General features: G+C 34.7%; 19 protein-coding genes and 1 pseudogene. 17 read left to right on the forward strand and 3 right to left on the reverse strand.

The features are described 5' to 3' along the window. Positions 1 to 162: 162 nt before the first annotated feature. From AAHI02_RS17240 to AAHI02_RS17250, 3 genes are all read right to left on the reverse strand, one after another. Positions 163 to 1,053, reverse strand: coding sequence for a DUF72 domain-containing protein (locus AAHI02_RS17240; RefSeq protein ID WP_346984289.1), 891 nt, complete (start codon positions 1,051 to 1,053; stop codon positions 163 to 165). A 104-nt stretch (positions 1,054 to 1,157) separates the two neighbouring features. Next, entirely contained in the window at positions 1,158 to 2,816 is a 1,659-nt protein-coding gene (locus tag AAHI02_RS17245; protein WP_346984290.1) for a ribonucleoside-diphosphate reductase subunit alpha, read from the reverse strand. 165 nt (positions 2,817 to 2,981) lie between these two features. Then, positions 2,982 to 3,956, reverse strand: a complete 975-nt coding sequence (locus AAHI02_RS17250; RefSeq protein ID WP_346984291.1) for a ribonucleotide-diphosphate reductase subunit beta — start codon at positions 3,954 to 3,956, stop codon at positions 2,982 to 2,984. Between the two features lie 426 nt (positions 3,957 to 4,382). Between AAHI02_RS17250 and AAHI02_RS17255 the strand changes: the two are divergent. The 17 genes and pseudogenes from AAHI02_RS17255 to AAHI02_RS17335 all read left to right on the forward strand — a co-directional run bounded on the left by AAHI02_RS17255 (position 4,383) and on the right by AAHI02_RS17335 (position 23,108). Then, positions 4,383 to 5,073: pseudogene (locus AAHI02_RS17255) on the forward strand (ABC transporter ATP-binding protein). A 100-nt stretch (positions 5,074 to 5,173) separates the two neighbouring features. Beyond that, positions 5,174 to 5,464: a four helix bundle protein gene (locus tag AAHI02_RS17260; protein ID WP_346984292.1), complete on the forward strand. Its 291-nt coding sequence runs from the start codon at positions 5,174 to 5,176 to the stop codon at positions 5,462 to 5,464. 193 nt (positions 5,465 to 5,657) lie between these two features. Next, positions 5,658 to 6,887, forward strand: coding sequence for an ABC transporter permease (locus AAHI02_RS17265; RefSeq protein ID WP_346984293.1), 1,230 nt, complete (start codon positions 5,658 to 5,660; stop codon positions 6,885 to 6,887). Between the two features lie 88 nt (positions 6,888 to 6,975). Beyond that, entirely contained in the window at positions 6,976 to 8,247 is a 1,272-nt protein-coding gene (locus AAHI02_RS17270) for an ABC transporter permease (protein WP_346984294.1), read from the forward strand. A gap of 54 nt (positions 8,248 to 8,301) precedes the next feature. Beyond that, a complete protein-coding gene (locus AAHI02_RS17275; RefSeq protein ID WP_346984295.1) occupies positions 8,302 to 9,498 on the forward strand; it encodes an efflux RND transporter periplasmic adaptor subunit in 1,197 nt (398 codons plus the stop codon). A gap of 211 nt (positions 9,499 to 9,709) precedes the next feature. Next, positions 9,710 to 10,609 carry an NAD(P)/FAD-dependent oxidoreductase gene (locus AAHI02_RS17280; protein ID WP_346984296.1) on the forward strand — a complete coding sequence of 300 codons (900 nt, stop codon included), beginning with the start codon at positions 9,710 to 9,712 and terminating at the stop codon, positions 10,607 to 10,609. Between the two features lie 247 nt (positions 10,610 to 10,856). Then, positions 10,857 to 12,122, forward strand: a complete 1,266-nt coding sequence (gene glyA, locus AAHI02_RS17285; protein ID WP_346984297.1) for a serine hydroxymethyltransferase — start codon at positions 10,857 to 10,859, stop codon at positions 12,120 to 12,122. A gap of 58 nt (positions 12,123 to 12,180) precedes the next feature. After that, positions 12,181 to 12,642, forward strand: coding sequence for a regulatory protein RecX (locus tag AAHI02_RS17290; protein ID WP_346984298.1), 462 nt, complete (start codon positions 12,181 to 12,183; stop codon positions 12,640 to 12,642). Positions 12,643 to 12,861: 219 nt separating this feature from the next. Then, positions 12,862 to 14,790: a nucleoside-diphosphate sugar epimerase/dehydratase gene (locus AAHI02_RS17295; RefSeq protein WP_346984299.1), complete on the forward strand. Its 1,929-nt coding sequence runs from the start codon at positions 12,862 to 12,864 to the stop codon at positions 14,788 to 14,790. A gap of 36 nt (positions 14,791 to 14,826) precedes the next feature. After that, complete coding sequence (locus AAHI02_RS17300) at positions 14,827 to 15,648, forward strand: polysaccharide biosynthesis/export family protein (protein WP_346984300.1); 822 nt, start codon at positions 14,827 to 14,829, stop codon at positions 15,646 to 15,648. A gap of 90 nt (positions 15,649 to 15,738) precedes the next feature. Continuing rightward, complete coding sequence (locus AAHI02_RS17305; RefSeq protein ID WP_346984301.1) at positions 15,739 to 18,105, forward strand: polysaccharide biosynthesis tyrosine autokinase; 2,367 nt, start codon at positions 15,739 to 15,741, stop codon at positions 18,103 to 18,105. 82 nt (positions 18,106 to 18,187) lie between these two features. Further along, a complete protein-coding gene (locus AAHI02_RS17310; RefSeq protein ID WP_346984302.1) occupies positions 18,188 to 19,498 on the forward strand; it encodes an oligosaccharide flippase family protein in 1,311 nt (436 codons plus the stop codon). 8 nt (positions 19,499 to 19,506) lie between these two features. Continuing rightward, positions 19,507 to 20,340: a hypothetical protein gene (locus AAHI02_RS17315; RefSeq protein WP_346984303.1), complete on the forward strand. Its 834-nt coding sequence runs from the start codon at positions 19,507 to 19,509 to the stop codon at positions 20,338 to 20,340. 288 nt (positions 20,341 to 20,628) lie between these two features. Beyond that, positions 20,629 to 21,132 carry a hypothetical protein gene (locus tag AAHI02_RS17320; protein WP_346984304.1) on the forward strand — a complete coding sequence of 168 codons (504 nt, stop codon included), beginning with the start codon at positions 20,629 to 20,631 and terminating at the stop codon, positions 21,130 to 21,132. 95 nt (positions 21,133 to 21,227) lie between these two features. Next, the gene (locus AAHI02_RS17325; protein WP_346984305.1) at positions 21,228 to 21,698 is read left to right on the forward strand and encodes a hypothetical protein; all 471 of its coding nucleotides are present in this window, start codon (positions 21,228 to 21,230) and stop codon (positions 21,696 to 21,698) included. 5 nt (positions 21,699 to 21,703) lie between these two features. Continuing rightward, positions 21,704 to 22,795 (forward strand): glycoside hydrolase family 99-like domain-containing protein, encoded by a 1,092-nt coding sequence (locus AAHI02_RS17330; protein ID WP_346984306.1) that lies wholly within the window; start codon positions 21,704 to 21,706, stop codon positions 22,793 to 22,795. A gap of 130 nt (positions 22,796 to 22,925) precedes the next feature. Next, positions 22,926 to 23,108, forward strand: a complete 183-nt coding sequence (locus AAHI02_RS17335; protein ID WP_346984307.1) for a hypothetical protein — start codon at positions 22,926 to 22,928, stop codon at positions 23,106 to 23,108. Positions 23,109 to 23,140 lie beyond the last annotated feature (32 nt).

The following is a 23,140-nucleotide window of genomic DNA, read 5'->3' on the forward strand; positions in this document are numbered from 1 at the left end:
GGTAGATTATCATCCTTTCTAATTTAATCATTATCAGAATACAAAAAAGGCTTTTTCAATTATTTTTTTTCTGCTAAAAAACGCGAATTATTTTTCTTTTAAAATTATTTTTAATTAAAATCATTCTACTAAAAAGTAAGTGAAGTTAAAAATTATCAGTTCTTAAAATAATGTTCCCGTACTTTCGACTGCCATTTTAGGGATGTGAATGTCAGTTTTCCACTCTTCATTCATTTTTTTGATAAAATAAGCAGAGAGAAGAGGTGAGGCTTTTTCGATATTTTGATGTACAAAGAAGTAAACATTTTGCAGGCCTTCTTTCTTCCATTTCGTCAGGTGCTTCATCCAATCATCCAATCTCGCATAATCACTGTCAGCATTGGCTCCCACGTATCGGATGAATGCTGTCGGTGTTGTGAGACGCATATGCAGCATGTCTCTTCTGCCTGCTGTGTCTACAATAATATTGGTAACATTGTAGGTTTCAAAAAGTTCACAGGTAGTATTCAGAATATTCTCATTGGTAAACCATTCGGTATTTCTTAATTCAATGGCGAGCGGGACTTCTTTGGGCCAGTCTTTAACGAATTTTTCCAATCTGTCATAATCTTTAGGTTTAAAATTATCATGAAGCTGAAGAAATACCATTCCTAATTTTTCATCAAACTGCATTACGGAAGTCGCAAATTGAGTAACCGGTTCGGTGACGTCAATTAATCTCCTGAAATGGGAAACAGTATTGGTGATTTTAGGAAAAAATTTAAAATTATCGGGAGTCTTTTCCTTCCACGTGTGAACCTGATCAGGAGTAGGCATCCCGTAGAAAGTTGCATTAAGCTCTATGGAATTGAACTGAGTCGCATAATACGTTAGTTCATCTTTTGCCCCTTTGGGATAAAACCCTTTGAGATCGGTTTTATTCCATTTGGCACACCCGATGGAAATATTTTCCAGGCCTTTTTTATTTTGGTTTAAAATTTCCTTTGTTTTTGGGTGATCTTTGGGTAGCGTAAAATCTATTTTTGAAGGATCTTCTACTTGTCCGAATTTCATATCTGGATATATTTAATGATTAAGTCTTTTAACAAATATAAAATAAAAAAGCACGCCAGAAAAGCGTGCTGAAGTGAATATGTATTGTTTACTATTTGAGAGTCCTATGCTTCACAAGCTGTACAGGTAACAAAGTTGACCATCATTTCTTTAGAAACAGAAGAACTTCTTTGATAATAAAGAGTTTTAACCCCTTTTTTCCATGCTTCGATGTATAAATAGTTGACATCTTTTACCGGCATTGTGGAAGGAATCTGCAGGTTCAGTGACTGAGCCTGATCGATATACTGCTGTCTTTGTGCCGCCTGCGAAATAATTTCCATTGGAGAGATTTCTTTAAAAGTTTTAAATACTGCTTTCTCTTCTTCTGTTAATTCCTTCAAATGCTGTACAGATCCGTGGTTCAACATGATTGTTCTCCATGTTTCCTCATTATCAAGGCCTTTTTGTTCTAATAATTTTGCCAGATATTTATTCTTACGCATAAAGTTTCCTTTTGCGAGGCCGGCTTTAAAATAATTAGAAGCGAACGGCTCGATTCCCGGAGAAGTTTGTCCCAGAATCGCAGAGCTGGAAGTTGTAGGAGCAATGGCCATTGTTGTGGTATTTCTCAGTCCGTATCCTTTCAGCAATTCAGGTTCTCCGTAAATGTTTGCCAGTTCTCTGGAAGCCTGTTCAGCCTGTTCTTTGATACGTCTGAAAGCTCTTGCATTGAATTGTGTTGCTTCAAAGCTTTCAAAAGGAATCATATTTTTCTGAAGGTAAGAATGGTATCCTAAAACACCCAATCCCAAGGCTCTGTGTCTCATCGCGAAATTTCTTGCTCCCTGAAGATAATAGTTTCCTTCTGTTTTATCAATAAATTCAGATAAAACTGCATCCAGGAAATAGATGGCCAGTTTTACGGCATCCGTATCTTTCCATTCGTCGTACAATTCAAGATTCATGGAAGATAAACAGCAGATGAAAGATTCTTCCATTGTCGAAGGAAGCATGATTTCAGAGCAAAGATTACTTGCATTTACCGTTAATCCTAAATCTTTGTAAACCTGCGGTTTATTTCTGTTAACGTTGTCTGTGAAGAAAATGTAAGGAAGGCCTTTTTGCTGGCGGCTTTCCAGAACTCTTGCCCAGATCTTACGTTTTTCCATATCACCTTCAATCATGTCCTGCATCCAGTAATCCGGAACGCAGATTCCTGTAAACAAGTTCTGAATCGGACTTCCGATATCTTTAATGGATAAAAACTCTTCAATGTCACCGTGGTCGATATCAAGGTAAGCTGCAAAAGCACCTCTTCTCACCCCGCCCTGAGATACGACGTCCATGGCAGTATCAAAAAGCTTCATGAAAGAAACTGCTCCTGAAGATTTTCCGTTATCGGTTACTGCAGTTCCTCTGTTACGAAGTTCCCCGAAATATCCTGACGTTCCGCCACCGATTTTTGTCTGCATGATAACTTCTCCCATTTTGTGGGTAATTCCTTCAATGCTGTCCGGAATGTGAACGTTAAAACAGGAAATAGGAAGACCTCTCTGAGTTCCCATATTGGCCCATACCGGCGAAGAAAAACTGATCCATCCTTTGGTAATCATTTCCTTGAAAGCTGGCTGAAGCTCAGGTTTATACAACCTTTTTGCTGCCGCCGTAGTAATTCTGTCGATAGCGCCTTCTACTGTTTCCCCTTTTAGCAAATAACCTCTGTTAAGCATTTGCTCCGACTCTTCATTGAGCCACCATATATTGTTGCTTTGTTCTTCCATAGTTGTTTATATTTTCGAAATTCCTGAGTGATTTTAATACTCAGGAATTTTGTGCTTTAATAATATTTTCTTTAAAAAGATTGTAATATGCTTCGACAGGCTCAGCATGACATTGCTAATACTAACGGCTTTGACGCTCGCTTCGCTCGCGCCGAATTAAATGAATTAAAACAAATCGTTCGCCGTAATACTCTTATCGTGTTTCGTATAATCTACAGGTCTTTTAGCAAAGAAATCGTCCATAGAATTGGCAAAAACTTCCTCTTCAAACCAGACCATCGGACGGTATTGTTCCGGAGTGACATTGTATCTTGTGTTCATGCCGATTTTCTTTAAACTGTCGTCCACACGGTACTTCATGAAATTTAATAAATCCTCTTTTGAAAAAACATTTAATTCTCCCAATTCGAAGATCCAGTCAAGGATTTCTCCTTCAAGTTCAACGGATTGGTCAACAAGGGTATAAATATCTTCAATATCAGAATCCGTCAACAGTTCAGGCTGTTCTTCACGGATTTTATTGATAAGGTAGATTCCGGCGTTGGCGTGAATCTGCTCGTCAACGGAAGTCCAGGCGATGATATTGGAAACATTTTTCATGTATCCTTTAAATCTTGTAAAAGAAAGAATAATGGCAAACTGAGAGAAAAGAGAAACATTTTCGATCAGGATACTGAATAACAAAAGAGAAGAAACATATTCTTTCGGCGTTGCGGAATTGGCGTGTTTCAGGACATTTGACAAAAATTCGATTCTCTTTTTTACGGCAGGAATTTCAATGACATTCAAAAATTCGTCGTTGTAGCCTAAAACTTCCAACAGACGGGAATAAGCTTCAGAGTGACGGAATTCACATTCTGCAAAAGTGGCTCCCAAACCATTAAATTCAGGTTTTGGAAGGTGATTGTATAGATTTCCCCAGAATGTTTTTACAGATACTTCAATCTGTGCGATAGCCAGAAGCGCGTTTTTTACAGCGTGTTTTTCATTCGGCTCCAGCTGTGAATGAAAATCCTGAACATCTGCAGTGAAATCCACTTCCGAGTGTACCCAAAACGATTTGTTAATCGCTTCCACGAATTGAAGAACCTCGGGGTATTCAAATGGCTTATAGCTTACTCTCTTGTCAAAAATTCCCATATTTTTAGAATGTCTTAAAAAATTAAATAATAGATCAATGTGGATAAAGTCCAAAAAATAATCAACAGGTTGATTTGTTGTGGCTTACGGTTGAAAATTATCAACCTCAAATGCGCTTTATTTTTCGTGATGTACAAGTACAAAGTTAGAAAACAAGAACTGTATTTAAAAGGGTGAAACACTAAATGATTGAGTTTTAACCTTAAAAGTTTTCCACATTTACATGAAAACCGCTTAGGCATTGACTTATACGTGAATATCCTTTAAAAATGTATGTTATAAGCAGATTGATATTAAACGGGTTGATGTAAACCATTATGAATAAAAGAAAAAAATATTAAACAATAATTTAATTAAAGAATTTTTCATTCTTCGTAACAAATTAAAATTTATATCTACTTATTGAGTAAAACATAATCTTACTTAATGTTAGTAATTCAGGATTTACATAAGTCGTACGATACAGGGAAAAGCAAACTGCATGTTCTCAAGGGAATAAACCTTACCATTGGGGAAGGTGAATTTGTGTCGATCATGGGAAGCTCCGGATCCGGAAAATCTACACTCCTTAATATTATAGGGATTCTTGATGAGAAAGATTCCGGTGTTTATGAGCTGGATGGTGTTCCTATTGAGCATCTGTCGGAGGTGAAGGCTGCAGAATACAGAAGTAAATTTTTAGGGTTTATCTTCCAGTCTTTTAACCTGATCGGGTATAAAACTGCTTTGGATAATGTTGCGCTTCCGTTATATTACCAGAATGTCCCGAGAAAAGAGCGTGACCGTAAAGCGATGGAATATTTGGAAAAAGTGGGGCTTGCGCAGTGGGCTAATCATTTACCCAACGAGCTTTCCGGGGGGGCAGAAGCAGAGGGTTGCTATTGCGAGGGCATTGATCACAAATCCTAAAGTTGTTCTGGCTGATGAACCTACAGGTGCTTTGGATTCTAAAACGACTCATGACATTATGAAGCTTCTTCAGGAAATCAATAATGAAGGAAAAACGATTATTGTTGTAACTCACGAACCGGATGTGGCTGCACAAACTAAACGAAATGTTATTCTGAAAGACGGAATCATAGAAAGTGATGAGTTTATCAAGCAGTTAGTGCTGTAACAGTGAATGGTGGATAATCAATTTTTGCTTTGCAAAGTGAGTTTTTAGAAGGACAGTAAATTGACACACATAATACAAATGACTACGAAAAAAAATAAAAATGTTTTTAAATCTGAATCATTATAAACTTGATGTTTATAAATCTGCAAGAGAATTGCGATCTGAATGTTATAAAATTTTGTTTCAACTTCCGAAATGTGAAAAGTTCAATTTGACAGATCAAATAAGAAGAGCTTCAACCTCTGTAGTTTTAAATATCACAGAAGGTTGTTCACGAAAATCTGAACTGGAAAGAAAAAGATATTTTGAAATAGCAAGAGGTTCTGTGATTGAATTGGATTCGTGTTTTGATATAGTTATGGAAAGTAACTATGCTAAGCTGAAGATTTAGATAATATTGGAAAATTGGTAAAGACAACTTTTATATTATTAAGTGGAATGATTAAAAAAGTGAATGGTGAATAATCAATTTTGCTATGCAAGCAAATTTTGGATGGTAAAAATTGACAACAAAGTTGATTGACTCGAAGAAAATTGACAGCAATGCTAATTCACTTTTTTAAAACATAAAAAAAATAAAAACTATGTTCGACCTAGATCGCTGGCAGGAAATATTCAGTTCTATTCGCAGTAATGTATTGCGGACGGTACTTTCCGGATTTACCGTGGCTTTGGGATTATTTATTTTCATTGTTCTTTTCGGAATCGGAACCGGGCTTCAAAATGCCTTCACACAAGGTTTTGCGAGAGATGCACAGAATCTGATCTCTATTGTGACAGGAAAAACTACCGTAGCTTATAAAGGACTTCAGTCCGATAGAGTTGTGACCATGAATAACGATGATTATGATTTTCTGGTCGGCATAGATAAAGAAAAAGTAGGGAGTTCAACACCCCGATATACCGCCAACTTACTTGTAAAATATGGCAAAGAAAGTGGTAATTATCAGATCAACGGGGCACGTCCGGAAGAGAAGATCATTGAAAATAGAAAAATGCTCGACGGCAGATACCTTACACCAACCGATCTGGAAAGAAAACAGAATGTTGCCGTGATTGGAAGAATGGTTCAAAGGGATCTCATTAAAAATGGAAGTCCTGTAGGGAAAGAATTAAATATCAACGGAACTATTTTTAAAGTTGTAGGCGTTTTCTCGGATGACGGTGGCGACTGGGATGAAAGGCATATTACAGTACCTATCACCACTTTGCAGCAGATGAAAAAAGGTTCCGACACGGTGAGCATTAATTATATTGCTTATAATGATAAGCTTACGCCACAACAGGCCATTAAATATGGTGACGAAATTAAAGAAAAATTAAAGGCCAGAAAGAATGTTGCTCCAAGTGATGAAAATGGTGTAAGAGTCTGGAACAATGCCCAGAATATGGAAGATACCTTCGCTTTCATGGCGGTGCTTACGGGGATCGTAGGATTTATAGGTTTGGGAACTCTGGCAGCCGGAATTATCGGAATCAGCAATATCATGGTGTATATCGTGAAAGAAAGAACGAAGGAGATCGGAGTAAGAAAAGCAATCGGCGCAAAACCGCGAAGTATTGTTGCTTTGATTGTTCAGGAAAGTGTTGTGATTACTGTAATCTCGGGTTTTGTGGGAGTTGGACTGGGAGTTTTGGCCTTACATCTGATCGGTGACAGCCTTGAAGAATACTTTATAAAAGATCCAAGTGTGGGCTGGGGATCTATCTTCATGGCATTTATTGCTTTGGTGTTTTCCGGGCTGATTGCAGGATTTGTTCCTGCTTACAGAGCATCGAAAATAAAACCTATTGAAGCATTAAGAACAGAATAATTAAAAGTGAATTTTGCAACGCAAGTGAATTTATAGTTGTAGAAAGATTGACCATTGACCCGAAGAATTGATAATTGACAGTTAAAAAATGAATATAATATTTAAAAAAGATACTTGGCAGGAAATTTATTATTCGCTCAGGAATAATAAGCTTCGGACATTCCTTACCATGATTGGGGTAGGCTGGGGTATGTTTTTATATGTAAGTTTGCTTGGTGCGGCAAAAGGTATGGAAAATGGGTTCGACAAATTATTTTCAGGGTTTGCTACCAATTCTATTTTCCTTTGGGCGCAGAATACATCCATTCCTTATGAAGGTTTCCCTAAAGGACGACAAATGCACCTTCATCTCTCAGATATTGATATGCTGAAAAGAAAAATAGCAAGTATCGATTATATCTCACCTCAAAACTCAAGAGGAAGTTTCACAGGAACTCCGGGCGAGGCGATGTCGAAAAATGGTAAAACCGGAACGTATTCATTAACCGGAGATTATCCTGTAGGAAATAAAATATCCGAAAAAAAACTGATTTACGGAAGATATATTAATGATGCGGATGTATCAGGAAATAAAAATGTAGCTGTCATTGGTGAAGAAATTTATAAAAACTTTTTCGATTCTAAAAAGAATGAAAATCCGCTCGGAAAGTCAATTAATATTAAAGGGATATTTTTTAATGTTATAGGGGTCTTCAGGGTGAAAAAAGGGGGTGGTTTTGAAAACGATCAGACTGTTTTTATTCCGCTTTCCACTTATACAAAAATGTATAATGTCGGAGATCAGATCGATATGTTTGCCATTGTAAGCAAGCCGAATGTTGACGCCAATGCAGTGGAAGAGAATGTAAAACTCGAATTAAAATCTAAAAATAAAGTGTCTCCTGAAGATACGAATGCTTTCGGAAGTTTTAACCTTGGAAAAGAATTTAAAAAACTGACGGGCTTCCTCACAGGAATGCAGCTTCTTACGATTATTGTAGGAACATTAACGATTCTTGCAGGGGTAATTGCTATTTCCAATATCCTTCTAATTACCGTAAAAGAAAGAACAAAGGAAATAGGGATCAGAAGAGCGCTGGGAGCAAAGCCTTCGGAGGTTAGAAACCAAATTTTGCTTGAAAGTGTTGTTATTACGCTTTCGTCAGGACTCCTCGGTTTTATGTTCGGTATTTTCGTACTGATGATTCTGAATATAGCAACACAGGGGCAGGATTCATTCCCGTTCTATAATCCGACGGTCAATTACGGAAATGTGTTTGCGGCGATGGCGGTTATGGTATTTTTAGGGTTGGTTATCGGGATGATACCGGCACAGAGAGCTGTAAAAATAAGACCTATTGAAGCTTTAAGAACAGAATAAGTTTACAGTAATCTTTTAACTTTTACTATTTAAATAATAAAATAAACTATACATATGAAAAAGAAATTCACTTGGAAAAAAGCCATTTATATTGTTTTGGGGCTTTTATTTGCAGTGGCGCTGTTCTCAGGGATCGGGTATCTTGTAAAATCCAATTCTAAAGAAAGCGAAGCTTTCCTTACCCGTAAACCTACCGTTCAGAATATGGATGACAAAGTGATGGCAACAGGAAAAATTATTCCAAAAGAGGAAATTGAAATAAAACCAAACATAGCAGGAATTATTGATAAAATTCTGGTGGACGAAGGCGACCGTGTAGAAGCCGGGCAACTGATCGCAACGGTGAGAATCGTTCCAAATCTTGCGGAAGTAAACAATGCACAACAGAATGTGAATAATCAGCAGCTTCAGATCAACAATGCAAAACTCAATGTTGATAATATGCGCAAACAGTATGAAATGCAGGAAAGGCTATATAAGCAAGGAGTTGCTTCTAAGCAGGAATTTTTGAATGCACAGCAGCAGCTTTATACTACACAGCAGGCTTTGAAGAATGCACAGCAGCAATTGGTGACCGCACAAAAGTCTTTGCTGATCGCAAAAACCGGTTCCACTCCTGAATTGCAGGTGCTGGCTACTACGCAGATCCGTTCTAAAGCTTCAGGAACTGTTCTTGAAGTTCCTGTAAAGGTCGGAAGCCAGGTGATCGAAGCTAACTCTTTCAACGCAGGAACTACTATTTGTTCTATTGCAGATCTTAATTCATTGATTTTTCAAGGAGAAATAGACGAAGCCCAGGCCGGTAAACTAAAGCAGGGAATGGATATGAATATTGTAATCGGTGCTCTTCAGAACAAAACTTTTCCCGGAAGGCTGACGATGATTGCGCCGAAAGGGAAAGACAACAACGGAACTATTAAATTCCCTGTTGAGGGTGATGTTTTTAATCCTAATAATGAATACATCAGAGCCGGATTCTCTGCCAACGGTGAGATTGTTCTCAGTTCAAAGAAAAATGCATTGCTGCTTGATGAATCTCTGATTCAGTATGAAAAGAAAAACGGTAAAGATATGCCTTTCGTTGAGGTAAAACAAAAAGACGGAAAATTCAGAAAAACATACGTGAAGTTAGGCGCCAGCGACGGTATCAATGTTGAGATCCTGTCAGGAATCGATAAGAACGCTGAAGTAAAAGTCTGGAACCCATCTGATAAAGACAAAGAAGAATTAAAGGAAAAAACAAAAAAATAGTAAACTGACACTATAAATTTTTTAGAGGTAATCCCGGGATGTTTTTCCGGGATTTTTATTATTCAACGCAGGCTGATTATGAGATGGATTTATTTTAAAAAATTGGGTTTTAAATTATTAACGCAATATTGTTGCATTAAATAAAATTTTTCTATCTTTGTTCTGGCAAATGGTTTATTACTTACATTCCAATGCCGGCAAATAACAATTTATGAAAAATAACTTTGATGTCATCATAATAGGTGGGAGCTATGCAGGATTATCTGCGGGAATGGCTTTAGGAAGATCATTAAGAAATGTTTTAATCATCGATGGTGGGAAACCATGCAATAGGCAGACTCCGCATTCCCATAATTTTATTACTCAGGACGGGAAGGCGCCAAAAGAAATCTCCGATCTGGCAAAAGAGCAGGTCGCAAAATATGAAACAGTAAGCTTTTTTAACGGGATTGTTATAAAAACCTCCAAAAATGCTGCTGATTTTAATGTTGAAACTGAAACTGGTGAAAAATTTACGGCTAAAAAGATAATTCTGGCAACCGGCGTGAAAGATATAATGCCGGATATTGAAGGGTTTTCAGAATGTTGGGGGATTTCTGTGATTCATTGTCCGTACTGTCACGGTTATGAAGTGAAGGGCAAAAAAACAGGAATACTTTCCAACGGTGATCTTGCTTTTGAATTTTCAAAGCTGGTATTTAATTTATCAAAAGATCTTACTTTATTTACCAACGGAGAATGTACATTCAATGTAGATCAAACAAGGAAATTTAACCAAAATAAAATCGTCATTGAAGAAAAGGAACTCCAAAAAATCGTTCACAGCAACGGACAGATTGAAAAGGTAATATTTAAAAATGGTGATGAAAGGAAGTTAGAAGCTTTATATGCGAAAATCCCTTTTGAACAGAATATTAATACGGAAGATCTGCGGCTTGAACTTACTGAGCATGGTTTCATTAAAATAGATCATTTTCATAAAACAAACGTAGAAGGTGTATTTGCATGCGGAGATAATACCACGATGATGAGAGCTGTGGCAAGTGCGGTAGCACAAGGAAATTTCACGGGTGCTATTGTTAATAAAGAACTGTCGGAAGAAGGATTTTAAGTTTTTTTAATCAATATTTTATTATTCCTCCAATTATTTGTGAGGAATTTTTGTTGTAAAAAGACTTATGGGAAACGTTGAAAATTATAGAGAATAAATCAAAAAGTATTGTCAAAATTTTATCAAAAAACAAATATTATAAAGGAATTTGATAAGTTTAAAGATTAAAAATCATAGGTAATCATGCTGAAATCTTGGCGGAAATTTCGTACTTTTGGGGTGAAAAATTTCAAAAACTAAAAGTAAAATGGATATTATTTTCGACCTGATTGAAAAAGAAAGACAAAGACAAACCCATGGGATTGAAATGATTGCATCAGAAAATTTTGTTTCTGACAATGTGATGAAAGCTGTGGGGAGCGTACTTACCAACAAATATGCTGAAGGATATCCCGGAAAAAGATATTACGGAGGATGCGAAGTAGTAGATGAGGTTGAAACACTGGCCATCGAAAGAGCAAAACAGCTTTTCGGTGTTGATTATGTAAATGTTCAGCCACATTCAGGTTCTCAGGCGAATGCGGCGATTTATCTTGCAGTTTTGAAGCCGGGTGATAAAATAATGGGGATGGATCTTTCTATGGGAGGTCACCTTACACATGGTTCTTCGGTTAATTTTTCAGGAATTCAGTATGATGTCGTTTCTTATGGGGTGCAGCAGGAGACAGGTCTTATTGATTATGACCAGATGAGAGAGGTTGCTTTAAGAGAAAAGCCAAAAATGATGATTGCCGGTTTTTCAGCGTATTCAAGGGATCTTGATTATGCTAAATTCAGAGAGGTGGCGGATGAAATCGGTGCGACACTTTGGGCAGATATTGCACATCCGGCAGGTTTGATAGCAAAAGGATTATTGAATTCACCATTTGAACACTGCCATGTAGTGACTACTACTACGCACAAGACTTTAAGAGGTCCGAGAGGTGGTATGATCATGATGGGTAAAGATTTTGAAAACACTTATGGTCACAAAACTCCTAAAGGAGAAATCAAAATGATGAGCCAGGTTCTGGATGGAGCTGTTTTTCCTGGTATTCAAGGGGGGCCGCTAGAGCATGTGATTGCCGGGAAAGCGGTAGCCTTCGGTGAAGCACTCGATAGTCAGTTTGAAACGTATGCAAAACAAGTGAAATCTAATGCTCAGGCACTTGCAAAAGCTATGATCAACAGAGGTTTCGATATTGTAAGTGGCGGAACTGATAATCACCTGATGCTTGTTGACCTCAGAAATAAAGGCGTAAACGGTAAGGAAACTGAAAAAGCGCTGGTTCTAGCCGATATTACATGCAACAAAAATATGGTGCCCTTTGACGATAAGTCCCCGTTCACAACATCAGGTATCAGATTGGGAACAGCAGCCATCACCACAAGAGGATTAAAAGAAAATGATATGGATACCATTGCAGGATTAATTTCTGAAGTGGTGGATAATATTAAAAACGAAGAAGTAATCGCTTCTGTAAGAAAGAAAGTAAATGAATTAATGGAAGGGAGAGCATTATTTAACTATTAAGAAATTTATCTAAACTAATATAAAGAATGGGCGTCTGCTCATTCTTTTTTTGTATGATATGGAGAAGAAGTCGTTTACCTTTGATGAGATTAAACAAAAGCTGGTCAACTATTGTGTGTACCAGGATAGGTGTCATTATGAGGTAGAACAGAAAATGAAAGAATTTCTTTTAATTGACGAAGCAAAGGACGAGATCATACTTTACCTTTTAAAGGAAAACTTTCTGAATGAAGAAAGATTTGCCAGGAGCTATATCAGAGGGAAGTTTTATATTAAACATTGGGGGAAGACAAAAATTAAAATTAATCTTAAACAAAAGCAGGTTCCTGAGAAATTAATTAATAAATGTTTTGACGAAATAAATGAAGATGATTACGATAAAATGATCCGGAAAATCTATGAAGATTACTACTCAAAACAAACAGGGCTTAAAGAATACCAACAGAAATCAAAAACAATAAAATATCTTATGAGTCGCGGTTTTGAATACGAAAGAATAAGTGATGTTTTAGACTCATAAGTAATTGGATGTGGTATATTTTTTGCTAATGGTTTTCTTCTAGTCTTGAAGATATGATTACAGATCATAGGCCAGATTACAGGAACTCTATTTTATTTCAAACTAAATTTATTTTTAAATTATAATGATAGATGAAATTTTATTTTAAATTTGCATCAATGCTTTCGATTATGAATGCTAGATTATACTTTTACACACACATGAATACCATTAAAGACAATGTATAACTCTTTTAGAAAGAAAATGTTCGGAGGAGATAATGTTGTCAATCTCTCGGATGTAAGATATCTGCCCAGGTGGATAATTCTGATCATAGATATTATCATTTTGGTAATATCCCTATTCTTATCTACTTACATTATAGAAAAAATTACACAAAGTGAGTTTGTTTACAACAGACAAAGGATCACTGTTTTTGCAGGTATCATATTTTCAAATGTCATTTTTATGTACATTTTTAAAACGTATGCCGGCATTATCAGGCACTCTACCTTTATAGATCTGTTCAAGTTGCTCATTTCATGTTTCTGCAATCTGTTTTTGGTAGGAACTTTGAATACGATCTTTCTTTGGGTCACAGGATCAAAATTCATCCTTAATCCATATCTTATCCTGTATTTTATTATTTCCTTTATGGGTTTGTTTCTTTTCAGGCTTTATGTGAAGGAGTTTTTTCATATCGTAAGAGAATACAGAAGAAGTACATTAAAGAAGAGAATTCTTGTACTAGGTATAGATGAGCAGTCTATTGCCATAGCACGGGCTATTCTGGATAATCCCAGTCTTCCTTATCATGTAGTAGGATTTCTCACCCAGCGTACCGATTCGAAAAGAGCATATCTGCTCGGAAAACCCATTTTTGCTAAAGAAAAAATTGAAGAAAATGCAAAAGAAGAACTCCTGATCGACGGAGTGATCATTATAAAAGAAATGATGTCTAAAGATGAAATGAATTCATGGGTGAATTTATTTCTTGAAAAAGATCTCAATATATTTAAAGCTCCATCTGTACAGAAGCTCAGAGACAGTGATTTTGGTGGTTCTATCCGTAACCTTCAGATTGAAGATCTTCTGAACAGGAAGCCGATTAAAATTGAAAATGAGGAAATTAAAAGAAGACATTTTAATAAAAATATCCTCGTAACCGGAGGCGCAGGATCAATCGGGAGCGAAATTGTACGCCAGGTTGCTCAATTTAATCCCTCTCTTATTGTTGTGCTGGACCAAGCGGAAACTCCTCTTTACGACATTGAGCTTGAAATGAAGGAGAAGTTTCCTCATATCAGATTCAAATTTGTGCTGGCCGACGTTTCAAATAAAAATAGGATAGAACCTTTATTCCAGATGTATAATTTTTCCATGGTTTATCACGCTGCTGCATATAAGCATGTACCGCTGGTAGAAGAAAATCCTCATGAAGGAATTCTGGTGAATGTTTTCGGTTCAAAGATTATTGCGACATTATCGAGCAAATATCATGTAAACAGGTTTGTGATGATCTCTACCGATAAGGCAGTAAATCCAACGAATGTAATGGGTGCTTCAAAAAGAGCCGCGGAATTATTCGTACAGTCATTACAGAATATGGAAGGTAATACAACCAAGTTTATTACAACAAGATTCGGAAATGTTTTAGGATCCAACGGTTCGGTGATACCTCATTTTAAGAGACAGATTGAAGCAGGCGGTCCTGTAACCATTACACATCCTGATATTGTAAGGTACTTTATGACAATTCCTGAAGCTTGTGAGCTGGTACTACAGGCAGGAACAATGGGACAGGGAAGTGAAATATTTGTCTTCGACATGGGTGAGCCTGTGAAAATTCTGGATTTAGCACGAAGAATGATTAAATTATCAGGCTTTGAACCTAATATAGACATTAAAATTATTTATACAGGATTAAGACCTGGTGAAAAATTATATGAAGAACTTCTGAGTGATGATGCAAAAACATTGCCTACCCATAACGAAAAAATTATGGTTTCCAAAGATCCTACCATGGAGTTTTTGGAGATAGAAGCACTAGTAAATTCGATTACAAAAGCTTCTTTAAGGCATGATAAAGTAGAAGTTGTCCGGTTGCTAAAAATTATTGTACCGGAATTCAAGAGCAATAATTCTATTTACGAATCACTGGATAAATAGAAAAAATTTAAATGTATATTTGTAGAATTTTAAAATATGATGAAAGGTAAAATATTGGTTATAATATCAGCCTTAGTATTAGTTTCTTGCAGAACTAACCCTAATGCTAAAAATGATCTCAATTATTTGCAAAATATTGAAAAAGTAGCGATAGAATCTTCGGCCAAAAATTCTGTTAATACAATACAAAAAGGAGATCAGCTGGTTATTCTTATCACTGCCAAAGATATGGCTGTGGTAAAACCTTTTAACCAAAACTACTCATCATCAGAAGTAATTCAAAGTAATGCTACAGCAGGGGGGAATACTCCCAATCAGGGTGCTACAAATGTTTCTGGCCCAACATATATTGTAGATTCTGATGGTAATATCGATTTTCCTGTATTAGGTGTTATAAACGCTGGCGGTAAGACTTTAGTGGAATTGAAAGATGATCTTAGAGAAAAAATACAGCAGTTTGTTATTAACCCAACGGTAAACATTAGATTAGCCAATTTTAAAGTTACCATACTTGGAGAAGTAAACAGGCAGGGAGATTACACTATTTCAAACGGACAGGGTACAATCCTGAATGCACTAGGTATGGCAGGAGATCTTACGATGTATGGTAAAAGAGATGATGTATTGGTAATCAGAACAGAAAACGGAGTGGTTTCTCATGGTAAAATAAACCTGCTGGATGCAAATCTTATTAACTCTCCATATTATTATCTTAAACAGGGCGATGCGATTATCGTACCGGCTACCAATACAAAAGATGTACAATCAAAACAAAATCCAAATACAGGATTGTATCTGACGGCAGCATCTATTGCGATAACTGCTGCTGCGGTAATAGTTTCTTTGATCAGAAAATAGAGATACTTTTTTTGAATAACTAATGCCGTGTCTCATAAAGGAATCTCCAGAATTATGCTGATACAAAAGATTTAAATATAAAATTAGATAATGAATAACTCTATAGTTGAAGAACAGGGTAAAAAAATAAATATTAATGAAGCTATTAAACCTTATCTGAGAAATTGGGTATGGTTCATTATAATTCCTATTTTATCTTTAGTTATAGTGTACTTATATATAAAAAAAGCTACACCTGTCTATAAGATTCAATCAACAGTACTCATTAAAGATGCAAAAAAAGCACCATCTTCCGCTACGGGAGAATTTGCTGTATTGCAGGACTTATCCGGACTGGGAGGCATGGGTACGAACAGTATTGATAATGAAATTGAGATTTTCAAATCTAAAAAGATGATGTATGATGTTGTCAGAAAACTTGAATTACAGAATGCAATTTATACAAAATCCGGTTTCAAAACCAAAGAACTGTACAAAGATACCTCACCGGTAATCATACATACTATCAATGAGAAGCCATTTGTAAAAACTCCTGAAAAACCTATTTCAATAAAAATAGAAGGAGATAATATCACTTTAAGCTCGGAAGAACTTCCTAAAGAAATTAAAACAACTTTTAATAAAACGATTAGTCTTCCTTATGCCAATTTGTTAATTGAACGCAATCGTGAATTTAATAAATTAAAAACGGGAGATTTAGGCGAAATTTATTTTGAGTATTCTACCCTGGAAAGTACTGTAAATAAATGGCAAGGTCTATTGAATGTATATTTAGTTAATAAAGATGCTACAGTAATAGGATTATCATTAAACTACCCAAATACGGATAAAGCAAAAGATATTCTTAACAGTTTGATACAGGTCTATAACAATGAGGCTATCAACGATAAAAATTCAGAATCTAAAAAGACAAAAGATTTTATTGATGACCGGATCAATATTATAGCAAATGAACTTGGCCAGGTAGAAAATCAAAAGGAAAATTTTAAGACTTCTAATAAGATTGTAGATATTGAAACCGAAGCGAAATTAAATCTTGAAACTTCAGCAAATGCCAGAGCCAGGCAATTAGAATTGGAATCTCAGCTGGAATTAACTAATTCTTTAATCAACTTTATAGGTAAGCAGAACAATTCTCAGGTGCTGCCTACAAACATAGGGCTAAATAACGAAACCGCAATATCAAATATATCTGCTTATAATCAATTAGTTATAGAGAAAAATAGATTGCTGGAAAATGCAACGGTACAAAACCCTCTTGTAGTAGATCTTAGCAAACAGATTTCTTCGTTAAAAGGGGCGGTTATGGAAAGCTTAATTAAGAACCGCACAGGGCTTCAGCTTGCTAAAAACCAATATGAGGGCGAACAAAGTACTATAAACTCTAAAATCACAAAAGTTCCTTCACAGGAAAAAAAGTTTAGAAGTATTGAAAGACAGCAGCAAATCAAGGAAAGTCTATATTTATTACTGCTTCAGAAAAGAGAAGAAACGGCTATCTCTTTGGCTGTTACGGCGAATAAAGCCAGAATAGTAGATTATGCATATACGACCCCTAATCCTATTGCTCCCAGAAAACAGGTATTCCTTTTAGGTGGGTTATTATTAGGTTTGCTTATTCCTTTTATTATTATTTATGTTAAAGAATTACTTAATGATAAGATAAAATCAAGAAAAGATTTGGAAGTTTTATCTCATGGTAAATCAGTAATCGGAGAAATTCCGAGTTTAGAAAAAGGTCAGGATGAACTTATTAAAACAAATGATCTTACTCCGCTAGCTGAAGCTTTCAGAATATTGATTACCAATATGAACTTTATGCTGGCTAAGAAAAAAGATGCGAAAGTAGTCTTTGTAACTTCAACTGTAAAGGGGGAAGGGAAAACATTTGTTTCTGTGAATCTTGCTCTTGCTCTTGCTACACCAAGTAAAAAAGTTATTATCATTGGATCCGATATCAGAAACCCTCAGCTTCAGAGATATAATCCTGCCAGAAAAGGATTGTCGGGACTTACTGAGTATCTGTACGAAGAGAAAACCAAAATTGATGATATTATACATGTCTCTACTTTTAATCCGTACTTAGACGTAATTTATTCGGGAAGCATACCTCCTAATCCTACGGAACTTCTTACTAACGGACGATATGATGAATTAATGGCTGAGCTTAAGCCAAAATATGATTACATCATTTTGGATACTGCTCCGCTGATGTTAGTTACCGACACTTTCCTTTTTGCTGAAATGGCAGATGTTACATTATATGTATCAAGATCCGGCTATACAGAAAAAGCTTTAATAGATTTTGCGAACAAGAATATCAACTCAGAAAAAATTAAAAATGTAGGCTTTGTACTTAATGATGTAAATAAACATTATTTAGGCTACGGAAATAAATATGGTTACGGATATAATGCAGAAGAAAAAAAATGGTGGCAAAAGATTTTAAATAAATAAAGTGTATGCATTTCCACAAGTGACAGATAATAATAAGAAATATATGTTGCTAAGACAAATTTAAAGATACTAATAACATGTGATGTTCAAAAATAAAGTATTCGAAAATATTTTTTCCTTGGGAATAAGCCAGATAGCGAATGTAGCTTTTCCTTTAATTACGATGCCTTATGTATCAAGAATTATTGGTCCTGAAGGATATGGTATTTTAAACTATAGTACTGCTTTCATTGGTTATTTTACAATGTTCATATTATATAGTTTTGATTTGTCAGGAACGAAGATAATTTCCAGGAATATTGAAGATAAAGAATTTGTAAGTAATGCATTTTCCGAGATATTATATTCCAGATGCATTTTATATATTACTTCATGCCTTTTATTTATAATCTCCCTCTTCTTTGGAAAAGTTTTCCATAAAGATTATCTGGTAAGTACTATCTTGTTTTTAGGTTTACTTTCTTCGGTTTTTTCTCCACAATTTATCTATCAGAGTTTTCAGGATTTAAAACTTTTTTCTAAAATAAATGTAATCAGAGGCTTTATTAATATGATTCTTATTTTCCTGTTTGTAAGGACAAAACAAGATTATTTTTATATTCCTCTATTTGCTACTATTTTTAATGTTGTCATTAATATTGGCTTACTTATACACGCAAAAAGAAAATTTTCTTTACGCTTGACTAAACAACCTCTAAATAAATTATTTAATTTAATATTTGCCGATAGATTTATATTTATATCAAATGTTTTGGGGGCATTCCGAGCCACTACAAATACCATCATTTTAGGTTTTTTTGTTACGACGAAAGAAATAGGTTATTTCACAACAAGTATTAATTTTTTATTTGTTGTGGTAAATGTTCTTTTCATACCCATATCAACAGCTATATATCCGTTTATATCAAATGCATTTTCAAAATCTGCAGAAACCGGAAATGATATTGTAAAGAAAATAGTACCGATCATTACATATTTTTATTTTATTACCTCTTTTTGTTTATTGATCTTTTCCCCTTTAATTATTGCGTTGATTTTTGGAAATAAGTTTGATAAATCTATCGAAATCTTACAGATAATATCATTTGCTCCCTTAACAATCGGGTTGTCTAATTTATTGGGAGTACAGGTTTTATTAAACTATCATTTCGATAAATTATATTTCAGAATAAATCTATATACGACCATTGTCGGACTTCTGTTAAATCTCTATTTAAGTAATAAATTTGGGTATTATGGTGCTGCATGGAATATTATTATAGTCGATATAATTATCATTTCATTGTATTTTATATTCTTAAGAAAACTAAAAATAAACATTATAAACTGGAAGTATTTTAATCCTAAGGTCATTAAAACAAACCTGTTGAGTATTGCTTCACTCAAAAAATAATTTTTACTATGCACATCTTAGGAATAATAATATTGTATGCCCCGGATAATAAAAATGTTTTAAACAATATATCCAAATTTATCAATAATATAGATCATCTTATTGTTTGGCAAAATTCTGAGTGTGAAGATATAGAGAACTTATTGAATGAATATTCTCATAAGCTTTCATTTATGGGAGATAAGACTAATAAAGGAATAGCTTATCCTTTAAATATCGCTGCGGAAATTATTAAGAAAAACACATTGTACACCCATTTATTAACAATGGATCAGGATAGTAAATGGCAGAATTTTGAATTGTTTGCACATACTGTCGCCTTACGTAATGATAGTTCTATTTATTCACCTAATATAAATAATGAGCATACTGTATATAAGGAAGATTTCATAAAAGTTCAGGATTGCATTACATCAGGAGCTATGTTTTCAAAAGAAGCCTTGGCGGGAATTAAAAAATTTAATGAAATTTACAGTGTAGATTGTGTCGATTATGATTTTAGCTTCAAAGCGATTGATAGTGGAATAGATATATATAAAATCCGTGATAGTCATATGCTGCAGATGTATGGTGTTCCTAAGAAATCTAAATTCTTCGGAATAAGATCAAATGTCTATTCTGCTGAGAGATCTTATTTTATTGTTCGAAATCATATATTACTATGGAAAGATTATACACATCATTTAAGCTTTGGGTTTAAATTGAATATTCTAAAACATTATATATTTGTAAGAATTATAAAAATTATTATTATGGAAGATAATAAAATAAAGAAAATTATTTCCATTTTAAAAGGATTATTTGATGGAATTACAAATAATCGTTCAAAAAAATATATATAGATTATGAACAGGCTTTTATGGATCTTTATATCAGTAATTTGTATTGTTGCAATGTTTTTTGCAGGAAAAGATTCTGAGCATTTTTCTAATAGAGTATTTTTCACGAGCAGTATTATACAGGTAATTTCTATATATAATATTTTTTCCAGAGGAGATGAACCATACTCATTAGAAAAAATGTTCTATCTTTTCTCACTTTTTTTCTTTGGTGTCGCGCCTTTATTACAATCGTTTGACAACTCAAAATTCTGGTATTACAGACCACTCCTGGAAGAGGAATACTTTTTCATGAATATTTTAGTAATTTTTATTATTATTTTTTATAAAATTTTTTATATTTTTTTCAGGAATACAATAAGAAAACCTAGAATACAAGAAAGGCTCAATAGCTTTAGAGTACCGGATAAAATTACATTTTTCAATGCTTTTATCTTAATCGCTTTATCATCGTTGGCATTTTTTATAGTATTTGCATCCAATAATTTTAATATTTTCCCAATGCTTGTACGTGGTGGAGAATTGGTTGCTGATGCGATGAGGGATGTTGAGGTAGATGAGAGTCCTACAAAATGGTTGATTGTAAATAATTTTGTAAGGCCTATTTCCATTATGTGTTTTCTTTATTATGCTGTTTCTAAAGAAAAGAATAAAATTATTTTTGCAATATTAGGTCTTTTAGCTCTTATAACATGTTTTCCTTCTGCTGTTCCTCGTTTCGCGGCGGCTGCCATGTATATTCCTGTTATATTGGTCTTATTCTCATTTGTCAGAAAAAAAATGTTTTTTCATTAATTTTTGTGGGAGGATTATTGTTTCTTTTTCCTTTTTTAAATGTTTTCCGAAATTTTGGTGATAGCAGAAGTGAGAAGTTTAAATTAGATTTTAAGATGTTTACTGAAGCCCATTTTGATTCTTATCAAAATTTTGCATTGTTGGTTTCCAATGATTTAATCACTTATGGTAAACAATTACTTGGTGTATTCTTATTTTGGGTACCGAGATCTGTCTGGCCTGAAAAACCTATGGGAACAGGAGCCTTCACTGCAGAAAAGCTGAATTTCTTTTTTAGTAATGTTGCGGCTAATTATTTTGCGGAAGGTTATGTAAACTTTGGATATATAGGAATTATAATATTTTTAATATTTATAGCATATCAGACGGCATTGGCAGATAAAATATATTGGGAAGGCGAAAGAAAAGTTACAGGTGATTTTTTTTCAGTCTTATACACGATTTCACTAGGATTTCTTTTTTTTATTTTAAGAGGCGATATGCTCAGCTCAGTAGCATATTTGTTTGGTTTTCTATTTGCCGCAATATTTGTGTACAAAATAACAACATTCAAAATCAAAAATTAATAATAATGAATAATAAAAAAGCTCGAGTCATAGCTTTCTATCTTCCACAATTTCATCCTGTTCCTGAAAATAATGAATGGTGGGGACCTGGTTTTACAGAATGGCATAGTGTGGCTAATGCCAAACCGCTTTACAAAGGACATCATCAACCTAATATCCCTGCTGATCTGGGGTTTTATGATTTACGAGTTGCAGAAACCAGGAAGTTACAGGCGGAAATGGCGAAGGAAGCTGGTGTGGAAGGCTTTTGTTATTGGCATTACTGGTTTGGAGACGGAAAGAGACTTTTGGAAAGGCCTATTAATGAAGTTCTGGCTTCAGGTGAACCGGATTTTCCTTTTTGTTTTGGATGGGCCAATCATAATTGGTACCAGAAACTTTGGGATCCATCCGGAAGCGGAGATAAACTGCTGATCGAACAGAAATATCTGGGCAGAAAGGACTATGAAGAGCATTTTATGACAGCTTTATTACAAGCTTTTAAAGATAAAAGATATATTCAGGTTGATGGTAAGCCGTTATTTGTTATTTATTCAATAGATAATAAGGAGAAAATAAAAGAAATTATTGATGTTTGGCGTGAACTGGCGTTAAAAAATGGGTTGGAAGGAATTTACTTTGTAGCAGTACAAAGAGGAGAAACAAAAGAGGAAGTAAAATCTTTAGGATTTGACGCAATGTACAGATTACAGGATTATCTGAAGACATATGTTAATCAGCCCTATCTTGTCAAGGCTTGGCAATTTTTAAACATTAAATTATTCAATACCCCTAGAAAGATTGATTATGGGAGACTATCTGATAATCTTTATATAGATCAGCATTATGACGAAGATACTATCCCTACAATTATCCCCAACTACGACCATACGCCAAGATCTGGTAGCAAAGGATTTGTAATTGCAGGTTCAACGCCTGATTTATTTGCGAGACAGGTCTCAAAAGCACTCCAATTTCTGAAGAACAAAAAAGAAGAGAAAAAGATTTTATTTTTAGTTTCCTGGAATGAGTGGGGAGAAGGAAATTATATGGAGCCGGATCGTCGTTTCGGAAAAGGATACATTAAAGCCTTAAGAAAAGTTATATTCAACGACTAACACAGCTAATAGATGAAGAATAAAAAAAGTATATTTCTTTACGAATATAATTCCCCCATACAGAGTTTTCTTTTACAACCTGCTGGAACAGGCACGCAAAGAAACTAATTTCGATTTTGAAGTTTTTTTCATGAGAGAAACAGAGTCCAACAGAAATTGGAATATTGATCTGAATGATCTTAAATTTAAATATAAAATCGGTAACGGATTATACTTTGATATAAAAGGTTTTTTCTTTCATTTTAATCCTCTTTTGGTAAAAGATTTAATAAAATCTAAGGACGAAATTATTTTAGGGGGGCAGTTGGAATAATCCGAATGTAATGTTAATAGCCTTTTTAAAAA

The organism is Chryseobacterium sp. POE27 (assembly GCF_039727685.1).
Lineage (GTDB): Bacteria > Bacteroidota > Bacteroidia > Flavobacteriales > Weeksellaceae > Chryseobacterium.

What these genes read in the sequence shown, in the direction of transcription:
- AAHI02_RS17320 (WP_346984304.1), top strand. Translation starts at nt 20,629, where the DNA reads ATGAATATTTTAGTAATTTTTATTATTATTTTTTATAAAATTTTTTAT.
- AAHI02_RS17300 (WP_346984300.1), top strand. Translation starts at nt 14,827, where the DNA reads ATGATGAAAGGTAAAATATTGGTTATAATATCAGCCTTAGTATTAGTT.
- AAHI02_RS17295 (WP_346984299.1), top strand. Translation starts at nt 12,862, where the DNA reads ATGTATAACTCTTTTAGAAAGAAAATGTTCGGAGGAGATAATGTTGTC.
- AAHI02_RS17330 (WP_346984306.1), top strand. Translation starts at nt 21,704, where the DNA reads ATGAATAATAAAAAAGCTCGAGTCATAGCTTTCTATCTTCCACAATTT.
- AAHI02_RS17310 (WP_346984302.1), top strand. Translation starts at nt 18,188, where the DNA reads ATGTTCAAAAATAAAGTATTCGAAAATATTTTTTCCTTGGGAATAAGC.
- AAHI02_RS17280 (WP_346984296.1), top strand. Translation starts at nt 9,710, where the DNA reads ATGAAAAATAACTTTGATGTCATCATAATAGGTGGGAGCTATGCAGGA.
- AAHI02_RS17265 (WP_346984293.1), top strand. Translation starts at nt 5,658, where the DNA reads ATGTTCGACCTAGATCGCTGGCAGGAAATATTCAGTTCTATTCGCAGT.
- AAHI02_RS17290 (WP_346984298.1), top strand. Translation starts at nt 12,181, where the DNA reads ATGGAGAAGAAGTCGTTTACCTTTGATGAGATTAAACAAAAGCTGGTC.
- AAHI02_RS17270 (WP_346984294.1), top strand. Translation starts at nt 6,976, where the DNA reads ATGAATATAATATTTAAAAAAGATACTTGGCAGGAAATTTATTATTCG.
- AAHI02_RS17260 (WP_346984292.1), top strand. Translation starts at nt 5,174, where the DNA reads ATGTTTTTAAATCTGAATCATTATAAACTTGATGTTTATAAATCTGCA.
- AAHI02_RS17240 (WP_346984289.1), bottom strand. Translation starts at nt 1,053, where the DNA reads ATGAAATTCGGACAAGTAGAAGATCCTTCAAAAATAGATTTTACGCTA.
- AAHI02_RS17305 (WP_346984301.1), top strand. Translation starts at nt 15,739, where the DNA reads ATGAATAACTCTATAGTTGAAGAACAGGGTAAAAAAATAAATATTAAT.
- AAHI02_RS17245 (WP_346984290.1), bottom strand. Translation starts at nt 2,816, where the DNA reads ATGGAAGAACAAAGCAACAATATATGGTGGCTCAATGAAGAGTCGGAG.
- glyA (WP_346984297.1), top strand. Translation starts at nt 10,857, where the DNA reads ATGGATATTATTTTCGACCTGATTGAAAAAGAAAGACAAAGACAAACC.
- AAHI02_RS17335 (WP_346984307.1), top strand. Translation starts at nt 22,926, where the DNA reads ATGAGAGAAACAGAGTCCAACAGAAATTGGAATATTGATCTGAATGAT.
- AAHI02_RS17315 (WP_346984303.1), top strand. Translation starts at nt 19,507, where the DNA reads ATGCACATCTTAGGAATAATAATATTGTATGCCCCGGATAATAAAAAT.
- AAHI02_RS17275 (WP_346984295.1), top strand. Translation starts at nt 8,302, where the DNA reads ATGAAAAAGAAATTCACTTGGAAAAAAGCCATTTATATTGTTTTGGGG.
- AAHI02_RS17250 (WP_346984291.1), bottom strand. Translation starts at nt 3,956, where the DNA reads ATGGGAATTTTTGACAAGAGAGTAAGCTATAAGCCATTTGAATACCCC.
- AAHI02_RS17325 (WP_346984305.1), top strand. Translation starts at nt 21,228, where the DNA reads ATGTTTACTGAAGCCCATTTTGATTCTTATCAAAATTTTGCATTGTTG.